17 protein-coding genes are annotated in these 18956 nt (G+C 69.8%); 6 read left to right on the forward strand and 11 right to left on the reverse strand.

Going from position 1 to position 18956, the window contains the following annotated elements:
- On the reverse strand, window positions 1-915 hold the full coding sequence (locus GGD88_RS03255; protein WP_184431690.1) for a branched-chain amino acid aminotransferase: 915 nt from the start codon (window positions 913-915) through the stop codon (window positions 1-3).
- 154 nt (window positions 916-1069) lie between these two features.
- Between GGD88_RS03255 and GGD88_RS03260 the strand changes: the two genes are divergently transcribed.
- The 3 genes from GGD88_RS03260 to GGD88_RS03270 are packed head-to-tail and all read left to right on the forward strand — an operon-like array spanning window position 1070 to window position 3654.
- Window positions 1070-1561 (forward strand): MarR family winged helix-turn-helix transcriptional regulator, encoded by a 492-nt coding sequence (locus GGD88_RS03260; RefSeq protein ID WP_184431692.1) that lies wholly within the window; start codon window positions 1070-1072, stop codon window positions 1559-1561.
- A complete protein-coding gene (locus tag GGD88_RS03265; RefSeq protein WP_184431952.1) occupies window positions 1561-2289 on the forward strand; it encodes a response regulator in 729 nt (242 codons plus the stop codon). The genes GGD88_RS03260 and GGD88_RS03265 overlap by 1 nt, the downstream gene beginning before the upstream one ends.
- Before the next feature lie 36 nt (window positions 2290-2325).
- Window positions 2326-3654, forward strand: coding sequence for an ATP-binding protein (locus GGD88_RS03270; protein WP_184431694.1), 1329 nt, complete (start codon window positions 2326-2328; stop codon window positions 3652-3654).
- A gap of 33 nt (window positions 3655-3687) precedes the next feature.
- On the opposite strand, the gene GGD88_RS03275 is transcribed toward GGD88_RS03270, so the two are convergent.
- The 5 genes from GGD88_RS03275 to GGD88_RS03295 all read right to left on the reverse strand — a co-directional run bounded on the left by GGD88_RS03275 (window position 3688) and on the right by GGD88_RS03295 (window position 8691).
- Complete coding sequence (locus tag GGD88_RS03275) at window positions 3688-4398, reverse strand: GGDEF domain-containing protein (protein ID WP_184431696.1); 711 nt, start codon at window positions 4396-4398, stop codon at window positions 3688-3690.
- Between the two features lie 112 nt (window positions 4399-4510).
- On the reverse strand, window positions 4511-5440 hold the full coding sequence (locus GGD88_RS03280) for an ABC transporter permease (RefSeq protein WP_184431698.1): 930 nt from the start codon (window positions 5438-5440) through the stop codon (window positions 4511-4513).
- 15 nt (window positions 5441-5455) lie between these two features.
- Entirely contained in the window at window positions 5456-6577 is a 1122-nt protein-coding gene (locus GGD88_RS03285) for an ABC transporter permease (RefSeq protein WP_246423536.1), read from the reverse strand.
- Window positions 6567-8147: an ABC transporter ATP-binding protein gene (locus tag GGD88_RS03290; protein ID WP_184431699.1), complete on the reverse strand. Its 1581-nt coding sequence runs from the start codon at window positions 8145-8147 to the stop codon at window positions 6567-6569. Before GGD88_RS03290 ends, GGD88_RS03285 begins: the two co-directional genes overlap by 11 nt.
- A gap of 70 nt (window positions 8148-8217) precedes the next feature.
- On the reverse strand, window positions 8218-8691 hold the full coding sequence (locus GGD88_RS03295; RefSeq protein WP_184431701.1) for a flavin reductase family protein: 474 nt from the start codon (window positions 8689-8691) through the stop codon (window positions 8218-8220).
- Window positions 8692-8934: 243 nt separating this feature from the next.
- On the opposite strand from GGD88_RS03295, the gene motA reads away from it, so the two are divergent.
- The 3 genes from motA (at window position 8935) to GGD88_RS03310 (ending at window position 11984) form a co-directional block, all read left to right on the forward strand.
- Window positions 8935-9792, forward strand: coding sequence for a flagellar motor stator protein MotA (motA, locus tag GGD88_RS03300; protein WP_184431703.1), 858 nt, complete (start codon window positions 8935-8937; stop codon window positions 9790-9792).
- A 235-nt stretch (window positions 9793-10027) separates the two neighbouring features.
- A complete protein-coding gene (locus tag GGD88_RS03305; protein ID WP_246423537.1) occupies window positions 10028-11110 on the forward strand; it encodes a flagellar motor protein MotB in 1083 nt (360 codons plus the stop codon).
- A 148-nt stretch (window positions 11111-11258) separates the two neighbouring features.
- Entirely contained in the window at window positions 11259-11984 is a 726-nt protein-coding gene (locus GGD88_RS03310; RefSeq protein WP_184431705.1) for an arginyltransferase, read from the forward strand.
- A gap of 105 nt (window positions 11985-12089) precedes the next feature.
- Here GGD88_RS03310 and GGD88_RS03315 read toward each other — a convergent pair whose 3' ends face one another.
- The 5 genes from GGD88_RS03315 to GGD88_RS03335 all read right to left on the reverse strand — a co-directional run bounded on the left by GGD88_RS03315 (window position 12090) and on the right by GGD88_RS03335 (window position 18918).
- Complete coding sequence (locus GGD88_RS03315; RefSeq protein WP_184431707.1) at window positions 12090-12305, reverse strand: DUF3126 family protein; 216 nt, start codon at window positions 12303-12305, stop codon at window positions 12090-12092.
- A gap of 128 nt (window positions 12306-12433) precedes the next feature.
- Complete coding sequence (locus GGD88_RS03320) at window positions 12434-14020, reverse strand: gamma-glutamyltransferase family protein (RefSeq protein ID WP_184431709.1); 1587 nt, start codon at window positions 14018-14020, stop codon at window positions 12434-12436.
- 58 nt (window positions 14021-14078) lie between these two features.
- Complete coding sequence (locus GGD88_RS03325) at window positions 14079-15941, reverse strand: TRAP transporter permease (RefSeq protein WP_343056232.1); 1863 nt, start codon at window positions 15939-15941, stop codon at window positions 14079-14081.
- Between the two features lie 40 nt (window positions 15942-15981).
- Window positions 15982-16953, reverse strand: coding sequence for a TAXI family TRAP transporter solute-binding subunit (locus tag GGD88_RS03330; protein ID WP_184431711.1), 972 nt, complete (start codon window positions 16951-16953; stop codon window positions 15982-15984).
- 279 nt (window positions 16954-17232) lie between these two features.
- Window positions 17233-18918, reverse strand: coding sequence for an acyl-CoA dehydrogenase family protein (locus GGD88_RS03335; RefSeq protein ID WP_184431713.1), 1686 nt, complete (start codon window positions 18916-18918; stop codon window positions 17233-17235).
- Window positions 18919-18956: the final 38 nt, after the last annotated feature.

Below are 18956 nucleotides of genomic sequence, written 5' to 3' on the forward strand. Positions count from 1 at the left end.
TCAGGCGGCGGACACGGAGGCGGCGGCGGTCAGGTCGTGCGGCCGATTGACGGCCCGATCGTAGGCGTCGATGAGCGTGCGCGTCACCTCACCCGGTGTGAACGCCAGATCCGCGATGCGGCCGACCGGCGTCACCTCGGCGGCCGTGCCGGTCAGGAACACTTCACGCGCCTGTGCCATGTCCTCCGGCATGATGGCGCGCTCGACGACCTCCAGACCGGCCTCGCGCGCCAGCCCGATCACCGTGCGCCGGGTGATGCCGTCGAGGAAGCAATCGGGCGTCGGCGTGTGCAGCTTGCCGTCCGGCATCAGAAAGAAGATATTGGCGCCGGTCGCCTCGGCCACCTGGCCGCGCCAGTCCAGCATGAGCGCGTCATGGTATCCCTCCTGCTCCGCCTTGTGCTTGGACAGGGTGCAGATCATGTACAGGCCCGCGGCCTTGGCCTGCACCGGCGCGCAGCGCGGATCGGGACGACGCCAGTCGGAGATCGCCAGGTGAATCCCCGCCATGCGGGCCTCCGGCGAGAAGTACGACGGCCACTGCCAGGCCGCGATGGCCAGGTTGATGCGGTTGTTTTGGGCCGACACGCCCATCATCTCGGAGCCGCGCCACGCCACCGGGCGGACGTAGCCGTCGGCGATGCCGTTGGCCTTCAGGACGACGTCATGGGCGGCATTGATCTCCTCCACCGAATAGGGGATCTGAAATCCCATCTGGCGGGCGGACTCGTGCAGACGCTCGGTGTGCTCGGTGAGCTTGAAGACCGTGCCGTTGTAGACCCGTTCGCCCTCGAACACCGACGAGGCATAATGCAGACCATGGCTCAACACGTGCAGCTTGGCCTCGCGCCACTCGACCAGCTCACCGTTGTACCAGATGACGCCGTCGCGATCGTCGAAGGGAATCATGGCCATGGTCTGTCGCCTCCCGGTGATGGAATATGTCCGCAAATGACAGGAACCGGGTAACATCGTTAGGACGATATGTCAACAACACTGACTTATTTTCGGCCCGCATGCCTGCCATCGGACGGCCGCATGCGCGACGCGGTACCGGGGCCCGGCGCCCATGACTGACCTGAAGACGGGTGCCAATCCGTTGTTCCTGCGCGAGGAGGAACTGCGCCAGGCGATCGAGATGCTGTACTTCGCCTACCGCGACTTCACGTCGGAGGCGGACGCGATGCTCGAAAAGTACGGATTCGGCCGCGCCCATCACCGCGTGATCTACTTTGTCGGCCGCCATCCCATGATCTCGGTCAGCGACCTGCTCGATATCCTGAAGATCACCAAGCAGAGCCTGTCGCGCGTCCTGGGGCAGCTCGTGCGCGACGGCTTCATCGTCCAGCACCGCGGCACCGCCGACCGGCGCCAGCGCCTGCTGGAACTGACCGCCAAGGGGGTGGAGATCGAGCGCCAGTTGACCGAGGCACAGCGCCAGCGCATCGCGAACGCGTACCGCGAGGCCGGCGGCGACGCGGTGCAGGGCTTCCGGGCCGTGCTGCTGGGCATCATGGATGCCCCGGAACGCGGCCGCTTCGCACGCCGGGACCAGCCATGATGACCGCGGCCGACGGCCCGGACATTGCCGCCACACCGCACATCCTGGTGGTGGACGACGACGAGCGCCTGCGCGCCCTGTTGACCCGCTACCTGTCGGACAACGGGTTCCTGGTGACCGCCGCCGCCGATCCGGAGGAGGCCCGCGCGCATCTCGCCGCGCTCGCCTTCGACCTGCTGGTGGTGGACGTCATGATGCCGGGCGAGGACGGCCTGTCGCTGACCCGCGACCTGCGGCGGGGCAGCACCGTGCCGATCCTGATGCTGACGGCGATGGGGGATCCCGAGGCCCGCATCCGCGGTCTGGAGGCCGGGGCCGACGACTATCTGCCGAAGCCATTCGAGCCGCGCGAGCTGCTGTTGCGCATCACCGGCATCCTGCGCCGGGTGGCGGAGCGGCCCACCGCGCCGCCCGACGACCCGACCCCGGCGCCGAACCCGTTGCGGTTCGGCCCGTTGACCCTGGACCTGCGGCGGGAAACCCTGCTGCGCGACGGCGAGCCGCTGCACCTGACCACCACCGAGACGCAGCTCCTGATGGTGCTGGCCGGCCAACCGGGCGTGGTGTTCTCGCGCGAGGCCCTGGCGGAGGTGACCGGAACCGCCGCCAACCCGCGCGGCGTCGACGTGCAGGTCACCCGGCTGCGCCGCAAGCTGGAGCCGGACCCGCGCACGCCCCGCTACCTGCATACGGTGCGCGGGCGCGGCTACCTGCTGCGGCCGGACTGACGCCATCCCGACCGACACGCCCGTGCGGAGCCCCCCATGGCCCCTCTCCGCCCCTTCCGCCTGCTGAAGCGCCTGGCGCCCCGGGACCTGATGGCGCGGTCCCTGCTCATCATCGTCATCCCGCTGGTGCTGTTGCAGATCATCACCGCCTACGTGTTTTTCGACCGGCACTGGGACATCGTCTCGCGCCGCCTCAACACGGCGGTGGCCTCGGAGATCGGCATGGTCGTGCGCATCCTGCGCACCTACCCCCGCGAAGACGTGCAGGAGTGGGCCTTCAGCGTCGCGCGCATCACCCAGGGCCTCGTGTTCGACTTCCGGCCGGGCGCCCGCCTGCCCGAGATCCCGCCCAGCCAGAGCGACCCCATCGAGCGCGCCCTGAGTCGGCGCCTGGGCGGGTACGTGCCGCACCCCTTCGTCATCGACGGCCGTCCCGGTGCGGCCAATCTGGTGGTGCACATGCAGACGACCGGCGGGGTGCTGTCGGTCGAGGTCTCGAAGGAACGGCTGTTCACCGAGTCGATCTTCCTGTTCGTGTTCTGGATGGCGAGTTCGTCGATCGTCCTGTTCGGCGTCGCGGCGATCTTCATGCGCAACCAGGTGCGGCCGCTGCTGCGGCTGGCCCGCGCCGCCGACGCCTTCGGCAAGGGCCGTGAGGCCCCGGATCTGAAGGTCGCCGGGGCCACCGAGGTTCGCCAGGCGGCGCGCGCCTTCATCGCCATGCGCGACCGCATCCGGCGCCAGATCGACCAGCGCACGGCCATGCTGGCGGGCGTCTCGCACGACCTGCGCACGCCGCTGACGCGCATGAAGCTGCAACTGGCGCTGCTGGACGGGGTCGACGGGGTGGACGACCTGCGCGCCGACGTGGCCGAGATGGAACGCATGGTGGACGCCTACCTGGACTTCGCCCGCGGCGCCGGCACCGAGACAGCGGCCGAGACCGAACTGGGCGCCCTGCTGCACGACGTGGTAGAGCGTCACCGCCGGTCCGGCGGCGCCGTCGCACTGACGGTGCCGCGGCCCATCGTGCTGCCGCTCAAGCGCCAGGCGTTCGAGCGTTGCGTGGGCAACATCATCGGCAATGCGGTGCGGCACGCGACCCGGGTCGAGGTTCACGCCACGGCCCGCCCCGACCATGCCCAGATCCTGGTGGACGATGACGGCCCGGGGATCCCGGCCGCCCAGCGCGAGGACGTGTTCAAGGCGTTCCAGCGCCTGGAGACCTCGCGCAACCTCAAGACCGGCGGTATGGGCCTGGGCCTGACCATCGCCCGCGACCTGGTGCGTGGCATGGGGGGGGAGATCGCGCTCCTGGACAGCCCTCTGGGCGGGCTGCGGGTGCGCCTGCTGCTGCCGTTGTGAGCGACCGGGCGAGCGCGGCCGGTGGCGGCGGTGTCAGGGCCGGCGGCGCTCGCTCTTCTGGCGGTACATGTTGCGGTCGGCGGTCTCCAGCGCCTCCTCCAGCGACAGGCCGGGCCGGAAGGTGCAGATGCCGCAGGAGGCCGACAGGGGCTCCGGGCCCTCGGGCAGGTCGACGGTGCGCTGGCGGATGGCCGCGCGGATGCGACTGCCGATCTGCTCGGCCCCGGTATGGTCCATGTCCATCAGCACCACGCCGAACTCGTCGCCGCCCAGCCGGCCGAGCAGGTCCGACGACCGCGTGCCCTCGATCAGGGCGGCCGCCACCTCCTTGATGGCCGCATCGCCGGCGGCATGGCCGCCGCGGTCGTTGATGGGCTTGAGACCATCCACGTCCAGCATCAGCAGCGAGATATCGTGGTCGTGTCGCTCGGCGTAGGCGATCATGCGCTCCAGTTCGCGCACGAAAGACCTGCGGTTGCGCAGGGGCACCAGCGGGTCGATATCGGCCAGCGTCTCGGCCCGGCGCAGCCGCTCGCGCAGGGCCTCCACCTCGTCGTGGAGCTGGCGCACCTCGCCCAGCAGACGTTCCATGGCGGACAGCACCGCCGGCGTCAGGTCCCCTTCCGGGATGCCCAACACCTGTGCCGTCGGTTTGCCCCAGTCCACCGGCGCGGTTTCCGGCGTCGCGCCGGTGCGGGTGTACGCCCGCGCCACCTCCGAGACCGGCCGATCGCCGATCCGCATCCGTTCTGACACCGCCGCTGCCCCCGACCGTGAATGCCCGAGCGAAACCCTAACGCCAACACCTTAATGTGACGTAACCGGTGAAAACAATCCGGCAAACCGCCGGCCTGCCTTAGTGTTCCGGACGAAAGACCCTCCCGATACAGGCCGGCGCATTGAGGCGGATCTTCACCCGGTCGCGGGAGATGAGCACCAGCACGAGGATGGTGGCCAGGTACGGCAACATCGAGAGGATATGCGACGAGACCTCCAGCCCCATCCCCTGGGCATGGAGCTGCACGATGGTCACGCCCCCGAACAGGTAGGCACCGAGCAGGACCCGGCCCGGCTTCCAGGTCGCGAACACCACCAGGGCCAGCGCGATCCAGCCGCGTCCGGCGGTCATGTTCTCCACCCACATCGGGGTGTAGGCCAGCGACAGGTAGGCGCCGGCGAGTCCCGACATGGCGCCGCCGAACAGCACGCAAAGATAGCGGATGCCGATCACCGGGTAGCCGATGGCGTGGGCCGCATGGTGGTTCTCGCCCACCGCCCGCACCACCAGGCCGGCCCGCGTGCGGTAGAGCACCCAGCTCACCCCGGCGGCGAGGGCCAGCGAGGCGTAGACCAGCGGATCCTGGCCGAACAGCACCGGCCCCACCAGCGGCAGGTCCGACAGACCGGGAATCGACACGCTGCCCAACCCGGCGATGGGGATGCCGATGAAATCCTTGCCGATAAAGGCCGACAGGCCGACGCCGAAGATGGTCAGCGCCAGGCCGGTGGCGACCTGGTTGGACATCAGCGACAGCGTCAGCACCCCGAACAGCCCCGCCATCAGCATGGCCGCGATCATCGCCGCCAGCAGCGCCAGAACCAGACTGCCGGTCGCCACCGCGGTGGCGAAGGCGGCCACCGCGCCGACCAGCATCATGCCCTCGACGCCCAGGTTCAGCACGCCCGACTTCTCGGTCACCAGTTCGCCGATCGCGGCCAGCGCCAGCGGGGTCGCGGCCCGGATCATGGCCACCAGCAGAGCCGCCAGGCCCTCCCATCCCTCCATGTCACGCGCCCCCCGTCACTCGCCACTCTGGGCCGGCTGCGCCTGCGGCCGCGATCCCGGCGGGGCCGTCGGCACCCGCACCGGCCCGAGCCGCAGGCGGTAATGGATCAGCACATCCGACGCCAGCAGGAAGAACAGGATCAGGCCCTGGAACACCCCGGTCACCGCGCGCGGCAGCCCCAGTTCGATCTGAAGGGTATCCCCCCCCAGGTAGGTGAGCGCCATGAACAGCCCAGCGAGCAGGATGCCCAGCGGATGCAACCGCCCCAGGAAGGCGACGATGATCGCCGTGAAGCCGTAACCGGGCGAGATCTGCGGATGCAACTGCCCGATCGGGCCCGAGACCTCGACCATGCCGGCCAGCCCGGCCAGCGCCCCCCCCGACAGCAGGCCCAGCCACACCACCCGGGCCTGGCTGAAGCCGGCATAGCCGCCGGCCCGCGGCGCCATGCCGATGACCTTGACCTGAAAGCCGATAAAGGAGTGCATCAGCAGCACCCACACCGCCCCCACCGCGGCCAGGGCGAACAGCGCCCCCACATGCAGCCGGGTCCCCTCGACCAGTGCCGGCAGCAGCGCCGAGTCCCCGAACAGCGCCGATTCCGGGAAATTGAAACCGCCCGGATCGCGCCATGGGCCGTGCACCAGATACCCCAGCAGCAGACCGGCGACGTAGGTCAGCATCAGGCTGACCAGGATCTCGTTGGCATTGAAGCGGGTGCGCAGCAGCGCCGGGATCGCCGCCCAGGCCATCCCGCCCAGCATCCCGGCCCCCACCATCGCCGGCAGCAGCCACGGCAGGTCGGCGTCCCCCGCCCACAGTGCCAGCCCGCCGGCAAAGATGGCGCCCAGGATGAGCTGGCCCTCGGCGCCGATGTTCCACACATTGCCCCGGAACCCGACGGCGAGGCCGAGCGCGCACAGCACCAGCGGCGTCGCCTTGACGAACAGCTCCGAAAGCCCGAAACTGCTGGTCAGCGGCGCGACGAAAAACACGTAGAGGGCGTGCCCCGGATCGTGACCCAGGGCCGCGAACAGGATCAGACCGGCCACGGCGGTCAGGCCCGCCGCCACCAGCGGCGTCAGGTAGACCATCACCCGCGAGCGCTCCGGGCGCGGCTCCAGTCTAAGCCACATGCGGCGTCCCTCCGGCGGGCTCGGGCGCGGCCCCCTCGAACAGGCCGCCCATCATGAGGCCGATGTCCTCGGCGGTGGCGGCGTGGGTCGGCCGGCTTTCCGACAATCGCCCGGCCGCGATGACCGCGATGCGGTCCGCGATCGTGTACAACTCGTCCAGGTCCTGGGAAATGACCAGGATCGCCGCCCCCTGGTCACGCAGGTCCACCAGCGCCTGGTGGATGGCGGCGGCCGAGCCGGCATCGACGCCCCAGGTCGGGTGCGCCGCCACCAGGACGCGGGGCTTCTGCAGGATCTCGCGGCCGATGATGAACTTCTGCAGGTTGCCGCCGGACAGGCTGCGGGCCTCCGCCGCACTGCCGCGCGCGATGACGTTGAAGGCATGGATGACCCGGCTCGCGAAGCCATGGGTCTGGCCGCGGTGCACCAATCCGCCGCGCACCAGTCCGCCGTGGCGGTACGCCGACAGCAGGGCATTCTCGGCCAGCGTCAGTTCGGGAACGGCCCCCTGCCCCAGACGCTCCTCCGGGACCACGGCGAGGCCCAGGTCGCGCCGGGCGCGCGGGCCGAGATGGGCGGCCGGCACCCCGCCGATGCGGATCGCCCCCGGCCGCGCCAGCAGGCGTTCGCCCGACAAAGCGCGCATGAGCGCGTTCTGGCCGTTCCCGGCCACCCCCGCGATTCCCAGGACCTCCCCCGGGCGCACCGTCAGCGATACGTCGCGCAGGTCGGTGCCGTGCGGGTCGTCACGGTCCAGGTCGAGCGCCTCGACCTCCAACATCGGCGCTGCGGCGTCCGCCCCGGTGTCGGCGCGGGCGGTCAGGTCGGGGGGCTCCGTGCCGATCATCATGCGGGCCAGCGAACGCGCGGTCTCCTGGCGCGGATCCACGGTCGCCACCAGGCGCCCTCCGCGCAGCACCGACGCGCGGTCGCATAGCGCCCGGATTTCGTCCAGCTTGTGAGAGATGTAGAGGATGGAGCGCCCTTCGGCCTGGAGCCGGCGCAGCACGTCGAACAGCGCCAGCGCCTCGCGCGGCGTCAACACCGAGGTGGGCTCGTCCAGAATGACAAGGTGCGGATCGCCCAGCAGGCAGCGCACGATCTCGACGCGCTGGCGCTCGCCTACCGAAAGCTCGTGGATGTGCCGTTCGGGCGCAACCGCCAGGCCGTAGCCGTCCGAGACGGCGCGGATGCGCGCCGCCAGTGCGTCCATCGGCACGCGCTCTTCGAGGCCGAGGGCGACGTTCTCGGCCACCGTCAGGGACTCGAACAGCGCGAAGTGCTGGAACACCATGCCGATGCCCAGGCGGCGCGCATCGGCCGGGCTGGCGATGCGCACCGGCGCGCCCTGCCACAGAATCGTGCCCGAATCGGCCGCCAGCACGCCGTGCACGATCTTCATCAGCGTCGACTTGCCGGCGCCGTTCTCCCCCAGGAGGGCGTGGATCTCCCCCGCCCGCACGGTCAAGTCGACCCGGTCGTTGACCAGAACGCCGGGAAAGCTCTTGCAGATGCCCCGTAATTCGAGACGCGGCGGGGCGTCCACGGGGTCCCTCACGCTGCCGTCCATGGGCCGTCGTCCACAAGCCTGCGGCACCCACCGGACCGCCGTCGGTCCCGGGTCGCGCGGGCGGCCCCCTTTAGGCCAGCCCGGCGTAGTCGCCGCGGAAATACACCAGCGGGCGGGCGGCCGCCTGATGCGCCACGTGGGTGACCGCGCCGATGATAATGTCGTGGTCGCCGCCGGTGACGACCTCCTGGGTTTCGCACTCCACCCACGCCAGGCCGCCGCTCAGCACCGGGACGCCGTTGCGGCCGTCAACGTAGTCCACCCCGTCGAAGCGGTCCTCGCGCTTTTCGGCGAATCGCTGCGACAGGTCGCGCTGGGCCTCGGTCAGCATGTTGACCACGAACGGACCGGCGCGAAAGGCCTCCAGGTGCGCCACCCGGTGATCGAGGCAGACCAGGACCAGGGGCGGCGCCAGGGAGAGCGACGAGAACGCGTTCACGGTCAGGCCGACCGGCCGGCCCTGCCCCGTCCGCGCGGTCACCACGGTGACCCCGGACGCGAAACAACCCATGGTCTTCCGGAACGACAACTGGTCAACGGACATACGCTACGCCTCGCTCGCCATGTGGCCCAGGCGTCTTACCCCATCACCGCTCGGGCGCCAATGTTTGATTTCCTTTGGCCGAACTGGGATGTTCGGGTATGTGGGCTGCATGGACAGCCGTCCGGAGTCCGCGTCATCGCGGTCGGCGCGCCGAGACTCGGGCCGCGCCGGGCGTGACCAGCGACAGGACTCGCGGGCCGGTCCGCAGGGACGGCATGCATACAGTCAGGGTTGTGGAGATCGATGCTCGTCATCATCGGCACCATCGTGGTGACAGTCAGTGTCTTGGGCGGGTATGCGCTTGCGGGCGGCCATCTCTACGTTCTCTGGCAGCCGTTCGAGTTCCTGATTATCTTCGGCGCCGCCATCGGCGCCTATCTCATCGGCAACCCCAAGACCCTGCTGTCCAACACCATCAAGGCCATCGGCCCCATGCTGAAGGGGCCGAAATACAAGAAGCCGGATTACCTGGAGTTGCTGAGCCTGCTCTATTCGCTGTTCCGTCTGGCCAAGACCAAGGGCGACCTGGCCCTCGAAAGCCATGTGGAAAAGCCGGAAGAGAGCCCGCTGTTCCAGAAGTTCTCCGGCTTCTCCTCCAACCATCACAACCTTGAATTCTTGTGTGACTATCTGCGCCTGCTCACACTGGGCACGAACAACGCCCACGAAGTCGAGACCATCATCGACGGCGAGATCGAGGCGCACCACAAGGAGCATCACGCCGTCGCCGAGGCGGTCACCAACATGGCCGACGCCATGCCGGCGCTGGGCATCGTGGCGGCGGTGCTGGGCGTGATCCACACCATGGGGTCGATCACCGAACCGCCGGAGGTGCTGGGCCACCTGATCGGCGCCGCCCTGGTCGGCACCTTCTCGGGCGTGCTGTTCTCGTACGGCTTCTTCGCCCCGTTCGGTCGCGCCATCGGCACCGCCTATGACGCCGATACGGAATACCTGCAGTGCATCAAGGCGGCGCTGCTGGCCCACATGCAGGGCTATGCGCCGCAGGTGTCGATTGAGTTCGCCCGCAAAATCCTCTCGCCCTCCGTACGGCCTTCCTTCGCCGAGGTCGAAAACGCGGTCACCAATCTGTCCGACTGATGATGGGGCGGACCCCGTGAGCGACGCCCTCACCCTGGGTCGCCTTCACGGTTTGTTTAGCGACGGTCGGTAACGTCAGGAGCCGGTGCACGGGAGCGGGGCCGGCCCGCTTCGCCAGGGCCGATTGTGATCGAACGGACTCACCAAGGGGCTTCGGTTCGATTACGTGACGCGGCCCTGATTCAAAGAGTGAGGGCGGAGTCACACACGGCATGGGAGCCCGAGAGTGGGCCCAATGCCGCGCGATCCGCCCGAGGAGCACGACGACCGAGGCATGGCCGAAGAGAAGACTCCCGTCATCGTCAAGCGCGTCAAGAAGGGCGGGCATGCCCACCACGGTGGCGCGTGGAAAGTGGCCTATGCCGACTTCGTGACGGCGATGATGGCCTTCTTCCTGCTCCTGTGGCTGCTCAACTCGGTCACCGAGGAGCAGCTTGAGGGCATCTCCAACTACTTCGCGCCGACGGCCGTGTCGTCCAGCCAGAGCGGCGCCGGCGGCATCCTGGGGGGCCAGATCGTCGGCCAGGGCGCCAACCAGTCCATGAGCGCCTCCACGGCCTCGCAGCCCATGCTGCCCCCGCCCACGGTGGGCATGGGTGGCAACGACTTCACCGATCCCGCCGAGGGTCTCAGCCTGGACGAGACCCAGCCGGACTTTCCGTCCGGCGAGGGCGAGAACATGGGGCCGGGCGACGGCCCCAGCGCGGAGGACGGCGCGTCCGGGGCCGGCACCGAAGCGGCCGCCGAGGCCGCCCGCGAAGCGGCGCAAGAGGCGAGCTTTGACCAGACCGCCCAGGCGCTGCGTCAGGCCATCCAGGCGGTGCCGGATCTGGAGCGGCTCCAGGACAGCCTCATCATTGAGGAGACCAGGGACGGGCTGAAGATCCAGCTCCTCGATCAGGACCGGCTCGCCATGTTCCCCGGCGGGTCGTCGGCGATGTACGAGCACACCCGCCTGCTGCTGGGGCTGGTGGCGGAAGCCATCGCCGATCTGCCGAATAAACTGCTCATCACCGGCCACACCGACGCCGCCCCGTTCTCCGATCCAACCGGCTACAGCAACTGGGAGCTGTCGGCGGACCGGGCGCTCGCCAGCCGGCGCGTGCTGCTGTCGGCCGGCATCGCGCCGGCGCGCATCGGCGGGGTGACCGGCAAGGCCGGAACCGAACCGCTGATCGAGGGCAACCCCGATGATCCGCGCAACCGGCGCATCGACATCGTGCTGCTGCGCGACGCCGACCTGTACGCCCAGGCCCAGGCCGACCGCGTGCCGACCCTGCCGAGCATCATCGACCTGGAGCCCTCCAACGATCTGTAGCGCCGGCCCGGTTGCGGCGAGCGGAAGCACGGCTGCGGCAACGCCGTGGACCGGGCCATAGACCCGGGCATAGACCGGGGGCAGGGTTGGCGGCACCGGCCATGCGGGCCATATTACGGAACCGGACCCCCCGTGCGACAGGCCGGCCATGGATCAGACACCGCTGAAACGACCGCAGTTCTTCTTCACCACGGCGCCGATGCCGTGCCCCTATCTGGACGGCCGCCTGGAGCGCAAGATCGTCACCGACCTGTCCGGCCCCGGCGCTGACACGGTGCACGACGCGCTCTCCCGCGCCGGCTTCCGGCGCAGCCACACCATCGCCTATGCCCCCGCCTGCCCGGGCTGTCAGGCCTGCCTGCCGGTGCGCATCGTCGCGGAGGAGTTCGTGCCACGCGGCACCCTCAAGCGGGTCTGGAAGGCCAACGCGGACCTGACCACGCATCTGCTGCCGGCGGTCGCGACGGCCGAGCAATTCCAACTGTTCTCGCGCTATCAGCAGAACCGGCACGGCGAGAGCGACATGGCGCTGATGGGGTTCTTCGACTATCGCTCTATGGTTGAAGACAGCCCGATCGACACCGCGATGGCGGAGTTCCGCACCGCGGACGGCACCCTTCTGGCCGGCTGTCTGCTCGACCGCATGGGCGACGGCCTGTCGGCAGTGTATTCGTTCTTCGATCCCGAGGCGCCGCCGCGCCGCAGCCTGGGCACCCATATGGTGATGTGGCTGGTGGATCAGGCCAGGGCCGAGGGGCTGGACTACGTCTATCTCGGCTACTGGATCGAGAACAGCCGCAAGATGGCCTATAAGCAGCGCTTCCGCCCGCTGGAGGCGTTCGGCCCCGAGGGCTGGTACCGCCTGGCGGAGTGACCGCGAAAGACCCGGGCGACCAGCCGACCGCCGCGCCGGGCCTCCGACATGGACACTTCAATGTCCGGGACCGGTGCCCGGCCCCGGTGTCACTGCACCGGCAGGTCACTGCACCGGCAGGTCGACGTCCAGAATGGTCATGTTGAAGTCGTAGGAGATCTCACCCTCTTCCTCGTCGCGGTACAGCGTGCCAATGAACTCGCCGTTCAGCCACACCTCGACCGGGTCATTGGGCTTCTTGGGGATGCCGAGCGAGATCCCGTCGTTGCCGAACAGCCGCCGCATGTACGTCTGGACTGATGCGATTTCCTTGCGGTTCACGGCTGCCTCCCCTGATGTGTATGCGTGGCCAACGACCCCGGTTGCGCCGGTCCCGCCGGTCCCATCGACGCGCCCCGGATCCAGCACGGATCGCCCCGGCGGGTCAATGCCGCGCCGGGTGTTTTCCCTCACAGCGCCGCGCACAGGCCGTCGGCGCGCGGGTCCGCCGCCCCCGCGATGACCCCGTCCGGCGCCACCGACACGGCGCCGGCGTGACCCATCATGTCCTCGAACGGACCGACCATCTCGACCTCATGACCGGCGTCGCGCAGGCGCTGGCACAGGGCCGGGTCGAGGCGGCTCTCCACCTTCAGCGTCGTGGACTCGCGGCCCCAGGTCCGCCCCAGCAGCCAGCGCGGCGCGGTCACCGCCGCCTGAAGATCCTGCCCGAACACCACGTGGCGCGTGAACACGGCCGCCTGGGTCTGCGGCTGCCCCTCGCCGCCCATGGTGCCGTAGGCCAGCGTGCGGCCGTCCTTCAGCCGCGCCAGCGCCGGATTGAGGGTGTGGAACGGCAGCCGGCCGGGGCCGAGCGTGTTCGGCCCATCGCTGAGCGAGAACCCCGCGCCGCGGTTCTGCCAGAGAATGCCGGTGTCCGGCACCACGACGCCGGACCCGAACTCCCAGAAGATGCTCTGGATGTAGCTCACCACACGCCCCGCGGCGTCGGCCGCCCCCATCCAGACGGTATCCCCGGCCCCGCCCGCCTGCGGCCACGGCAGCGCCTGGGCGCGGTCGATGCGCGCCGCCGCGTCGGCCAGGGCCTCGCGCGTCAGCCAGGTCGCCGGATCGACCGTCATGCGGTCCGGGTCGCCGATATGGGCGTCGCGTTTCAGGAACGCGCGCTTGGTGGCCTCGATCAGGCCGTGGATGTGCTCGAAGCTCTCCGCCGACCGCACCCCGAGACGGTCGAACAGCCCCAGGATCATCAGCGCCGCCGCCCCCTGGGTCGGGGGCGGGTGGTTGAACACCCGGCCCTGGGTCAGGTCCACCGCCAGCGGCGTCACGCGGGTGGCGCGGTAGCCCTCCAGGTCGGCCAGGGTGAGGGGCGAGCCGGACTCGGCCAGCCCGGCCGCCAGCGTGCGCGCCAGGTCGCCGCGATAGAAATCGTCCAGGCCGGTCCGGCCCAGGTGCTCCAGGGTCACCGCCAGCGCCGGGTAGCGCAGCACCGCCCCCTCGGCCGGGGGCCCGTCGGGCGCGTAGGTTTCGGGAAAGCCGGGCTGGTCCGACAGCTCCTCCCATTTCGCGGCGGTCAGGGCGGCCTGGGAGCGGGTCACCACCACGCCGTCCCGGGCCTGGCGCACCGCCGGCTCCAGCAGTCGGGCCAGCGGCACCGGCCGCCCCCCCCAGGCGTGCGAGACCGCCAGCGCCTCGGCCCACCCCGACACCGCGCCGGCCACCGTCAGCGCCCCCAGGGGACCGCGCGGCGGGATCCGGTGATGACCCTCGGCGTGGTAGAACGCGGCCGTGGCGCGCCCCGCCGCCGGCCCACAGGCCCGAATCGCCACCGGATCGCGGCCCGGCTCCGCGATCAGCCAGAAGCCATCGCCGCCCAGCGCGTTCATATGGGGATAGACGACCGCGATGGCGGCGGCGGCGGCCACCATGGCCTCGACCGCCGTGCCGCCCTCGCGCAGAACATCGCGGCCGGCCTGGGCCGCCAGATGATGCGGGGCGCTCACCATCCCGCCCAGGCTCGTCGTGGTGCGCAACATGCGGTGCTGTCCTCCCATGTTCGTCCTGCGGCTCCGGGCGGCTCCGGGCGACCGCCGGTCAGATCCCGCCCACGAAGATCAGCGCCGCCCCCGCCGCCAGGGCCAGGGGACGGGCCCACCAGCGCCGCAGCGGGTCGATGGCGGCAAAACTGATGAGCCACACCCCGACGCCCACCTTGAGCGCCGCCGCCAGCGTCATCAGGGGATCCTGCGCCAGGGCCAGCAGCGAGGGGTTGGCGACGAACCCCAGCGGCACGATGAACAGGCCGATGCCGAGCTGCATGGCGCGCAACGACACCGGAATCCACGGCGTCCGGGCGATGCCGGCGGCGATGAACACGTTGCCGCAGACCGGCGGCGTGATGGTGCACAGCAACGCATACCAGAACACGAACAGATGGGCGTACAACTCCGGCAGGCCCAGTTCCACCAGCGCCGGTCCGGCCACGCTGACCGCGATGATGTAGGCGGCGGTGGTCGGCAGCTCCATGCCGAGGACCAGGCTCGCCAGGCCGGTCAGGATCAGCGCCAGCCACAGCTCGCCGCCGGAGGCCGACAGGATCAGCGAGGTGATCTTCACCCCCACGCCGGTCATGTTGAAGACACCGACGATGATGCTGGCGCACACGATGATGGCGGCGATGTTGGCGACCTGGCGGCCGGCCTCGACCGTCCCCGTCATCACGCGCGATACCCAGCCGCGCACCGACAGCCGCCCGGTATCGTCGGCGATCAACATCAGCAGCGTCGCCACGATCGCCACCGCCGCGGCATAGGCCGGCGTGAAGGCGGTGACGGTCAGGAACACGATCAGGATGGTGAACGGCACCAGAAAGAACGGCACCGTGCGCCCGACCACGGTCCACCCGGGCATCGCCGCGGCCGCCATCGGTTTCAGCCCGAGCCGGATCGCGAACTGGTGCACCCCCCACCAGGCGGTCAGGAAGAACAGCACCGCCGGCGGGGTGGCCGCGCCCATGATCTCCAGATACGGCCGGTGCAGCAGTTCGGCCATCACGAAAATGCCGGCGCCCATCAGGGGCGGCATGATCTGACCGCCGGTCGAGGCCACCGCCTCGACCGCCGCCGCCAGGCTGGGCGGATAGCCCAAACGCTTCATGGCCGGGATGGTGACCATGCCGGTCGACGCCGTATTGGCCGCCGCAACGCCGGAGATGGTGCCGTACATGGCGCTGGACAGCACCGCCACCTTGGCCGCGCCGGCGCGAAACCGTCCGGCCAACTGGGTCGCCAGCGCCATGAAGCCGGTGCCCGCCGCTCCGGCGGAAATGAACGCACCCAGGATGATGAAGGGCGCGATCACGGTCACCGAAACCCCGGTCAGGCCGCTCCACAGCCCGCCCTCGGTGATGATCAGGGTCCCCAGGAAGTAGTTCAGCGGCAGTTCGCCATGCCCGAAATGGCCCGGCACCCAGTGCCCGACCAGCCCGTAGAGCAGCACCACCAGCGCCACCGCCGGCAGCACCGCCTTGATGGCCCGGCGCGCCATGTCCAGGACGACGGCGATCAGGACCACGGCCACCGCGATCTGTAGCCCGCCCTGCAACGAGCCGTACTGGTCCGCCAGCGCGCCGTGGTTGGCGACGATGTAGGCCGCGGACGCCAGGCCGGCCGCGCCCAGCCCGTAGCCGGACCAGCGCGCCCAGCGCCCGCCTTGGCTGTCGATGAAGAACACCCAGGGAATGGCGAGCATCAGGTGCAGTGGCCGCGTCACCAGATGCGGCAGCAGACCGGCGAAGACCAGGTAGAGATGGAAGCCCACCGTCGCCAGGCCGAACAGGAGCGGCAGGCGGCCGAGGGTGCGGACGGTCTCGGCCGGGCTGCGCGGCGGGGTCGGACCGGAGGGCGGCACGATCCCGCCAGGGGCGGGATCGTGGGCCACGGGAGCGGGCTGGGTCACGGTGACGGGATCGCGGCTGCTACGGTGTTACCTTGGGGCGTTACTTCATGTCGTCGGGAATCGAAACACCCTGCTCCTCGTAGTAACGCAGCGCCCCGGGGTGGACCTTTGCCCCCATCTGCACGATCAGGTCCCGGGTCACGCCGTCCCACCAGGGGTTTTCCTGGGCCAGCGTCTCCTTCCACTCCCAGAAGGTCTTGGTGAGGAAGTAGGCCACGTCGTCGCTCATGCGCACGGTGCCGTAGGCGCCGACCGGCACGCCCACGGTGTCGACCGGCGCGTCCTGGCCCTCGTAGGTGCCCGCGGCGATGGTCAGCGGTCCGGACAGCGGATCCAGCTCCAGGATCCTCTCCCGTTCCGCGTCGGTGAAGCTCAGGATCTTGACGGGCGTGGTGGTCGACAGCTCGACAAGCTGCGGGGTCGGATGGGCCGAGCAGGTGGCGAACCCGTCCACCTTGCCGTCGCGCATCGCATCGCCGGCGGCCGACAGCTCGACCTCGACGATCTCCACCTGGTCGGCCAGACCGAGCAGGTCCAGGATGGTGTTGGTGCGCTTCTCGCAGAAGGTCCCCTTGCCGCCGGCGATGAAGGTCTTGCCGGCCAGGTCCGAGACGCTGTCGATGCCGCCGTCGGCCGTGACAACGAAGTGAATGGTCACGAACGGCATCACGAACAGCGTGCGGGCGTCGTCGTTGGTCTGGCCCTCGAAGGGCGCATCGCCGGCGCGCGCAGCCGCCAGCAGGCTGGGCGGCGTGGTGAACAGGAAGTTGCCCGGCCGGACGAACGATTCCTTGACGTTCTGAACCGAGCCCTGGCTTTCCTCGACGGTCGGAGAGATGGCGCCGTCGCTGGCCTTCCGCGTCATCTCGGCGAGCTGCACCATCATCACGTAATAGGATGAGGTCGATTTCGCCGACTTGAGCGTGACCCGCTCCTGCGCCTGGGCCACCGTCGCCAGACCAAGGCCCGCCGTCACCGCCAGTCCAAGGGCCAGTTTCCGCACGAAGGTCATGAATGCGTCTCCCCGCAATCGGTCGTGGTGTCGTCCGGCGTCGACAGCGGCCGTCCATGCCGTCCCGGACGCGGGCACTGTGTCAGGCCGCGCGGGGAACTCCAAGTCCCTTGGCGCCGGTCCGGCGCGCACGGCGACAAAAGCACGCGGGCCAAGCAACCGTTCCGGAATGGGCCGCCGAAACGCCCGCGCCGGCCGCCGAACGGCCCAGACAGGCGCGGCCCCGCCCGGACGGGGCGGGGCCGGGCCGTTCGACAAAGGCCGCAGGCGCGCGACCGGTCAGGCCGCGCTCTTCTTCGCCTGCACGCTGCCGCGCCCGCCCAGCAGGCCGCGGGCGACCACCTGGGCCTGGATCTCGGCCGCGCCCTCGAAAATGTTGAGGATGCGGGCATCGCACAGGATACGGCTGATCGGATACTCCAGCGCGTAGCCGTTGCCGCCGTGGATCTGCAACGCGTTGTCGGCGTTCGACCACGCCACCCGCGCCGCCAGCAGCTTGGCCATGCCGGCCTCGATATCGCAGCGGATGTCGTTGTCCTTCTCACGCGCCGACATGTAGGTGATCTGGCGCGCGATCATGGTCTCGACCACCATCCAGGCGAGCTTGCCGTGGACGCGCGGGAAGGCGAACAGCGGCTTGCCGAACTGGATCCGCTCCTGCGCGTACTTCAGGCCCTCCTCCAGCGCGCACTGGGCGACACCGACGGCGCGCGCGGCGGTCTGGATGCGGGCCGACTCGAAAGTCTCCATGAGCTGCTTGAAGCCCTGGCCCTCGACCCCGCCCAGCAGCGCGTCCTTGGGCATGGTGAAGCCGTCGAAGGAGAGTTCGTACTCCTTCATGCCGCGGTAGCCGAGCACCTCGATCTCGCCGCCGGACATGCCCTCGGCCGGGAACGGATCCGCGTCCGTGCCGCGCGGCTTGGGCGCCAGGAACATGGACAGGCCCTTGTAGCCGGGCTGGTCCGGATCGGTGCGCGCCATCAGGGTCATCAGGTCGGTGCGGGCGGCGTGGGTGATCCAGGTCTTGTTGCCCGTCACCACCCACGCGTCACCCTCCAGCACCGCGCGCGTGCGCACGGAGCCGAGGTCGGAGCCGGTGTTGGGCTCGGTGAAAACGGCGGTGGGCAGGATCTCGCCGCTGGCGATCCTGGGCAGATAGTGCTGCTTCTGCGCATCCGTGCCGCCCAGACGGATCAGTTCGGCGGCGATCTCCGAACGGGTGCCGAGCGAGCCGACGCCGATGTAGCCGCGCGACAGCTCCTCGGTGACCACGCACATGGCCATCTTGCCCAGGCCGCTGCCACCGAACTCCTCCGGCACCGTGAGGCCGAACACGCCCATTTCGGCCATCTGGTCGATGATCTCCATGGGGATGAGTTCGTCCTTCTCGTGCCAGCCGTGGGCGTGCGGCTGCACCTGCTCGTCGACGAATCGCCGGAACTGGTCGCGCACCATGTCCAGCGTCTCGTCCTCCAGACCCACCTCGCCGAAATTGCCGTCCTTGATCAGTTCGGCGATCCGGGCCTTGCAGGCGGCGGTGAAACCGTGCTCGCGCAGCAGGGTGGTGTACGGGGTCTGCAACGCCTGGCGCTCGCGCACCTCGATGCCGAAGTCGGCCAGCCGGACGTACTCGCCCTGGCTCATCGGCACGCCGCCGAAGATCTGATGCAGGTATTCGGAGAACGCGCCCTGGAGAATGAGCTGCTCCAGCTCGCCGAGGCGTCCGTCGGCCTCCAGCCGCTTGGCCCACGCCAGCATCTCGCCCAGGGCGGTCACGCAGGTGGCGAACCAGGCGAAGCCGTGGGTGGCGTGCTGCTCGCGCTCCATCACGGCGGCATCCAGCTTGCCCTCGACGCTGACCTCGCTGGCCAGGTGGTCGCGGATGGCGCCCAGCACCTGGCGCGCGGTCTCGTAGGAGCGCTCGCAGGTGTGCAGCAGATCTTGAATGATGAGTGGTCCAGACATCGTCTTCCCCTGAAACGGTCTTTCCTCGAAATGACGCC

Source organism: Roseospira goensis (assembly GCF_014197795.1).
GTDB lineage: Bacteria > Pseudomonadota > Alphaproteobacteria > Rhodospirillales > Rhodospirillaceae > Rhodospira > Rhodospira goensis.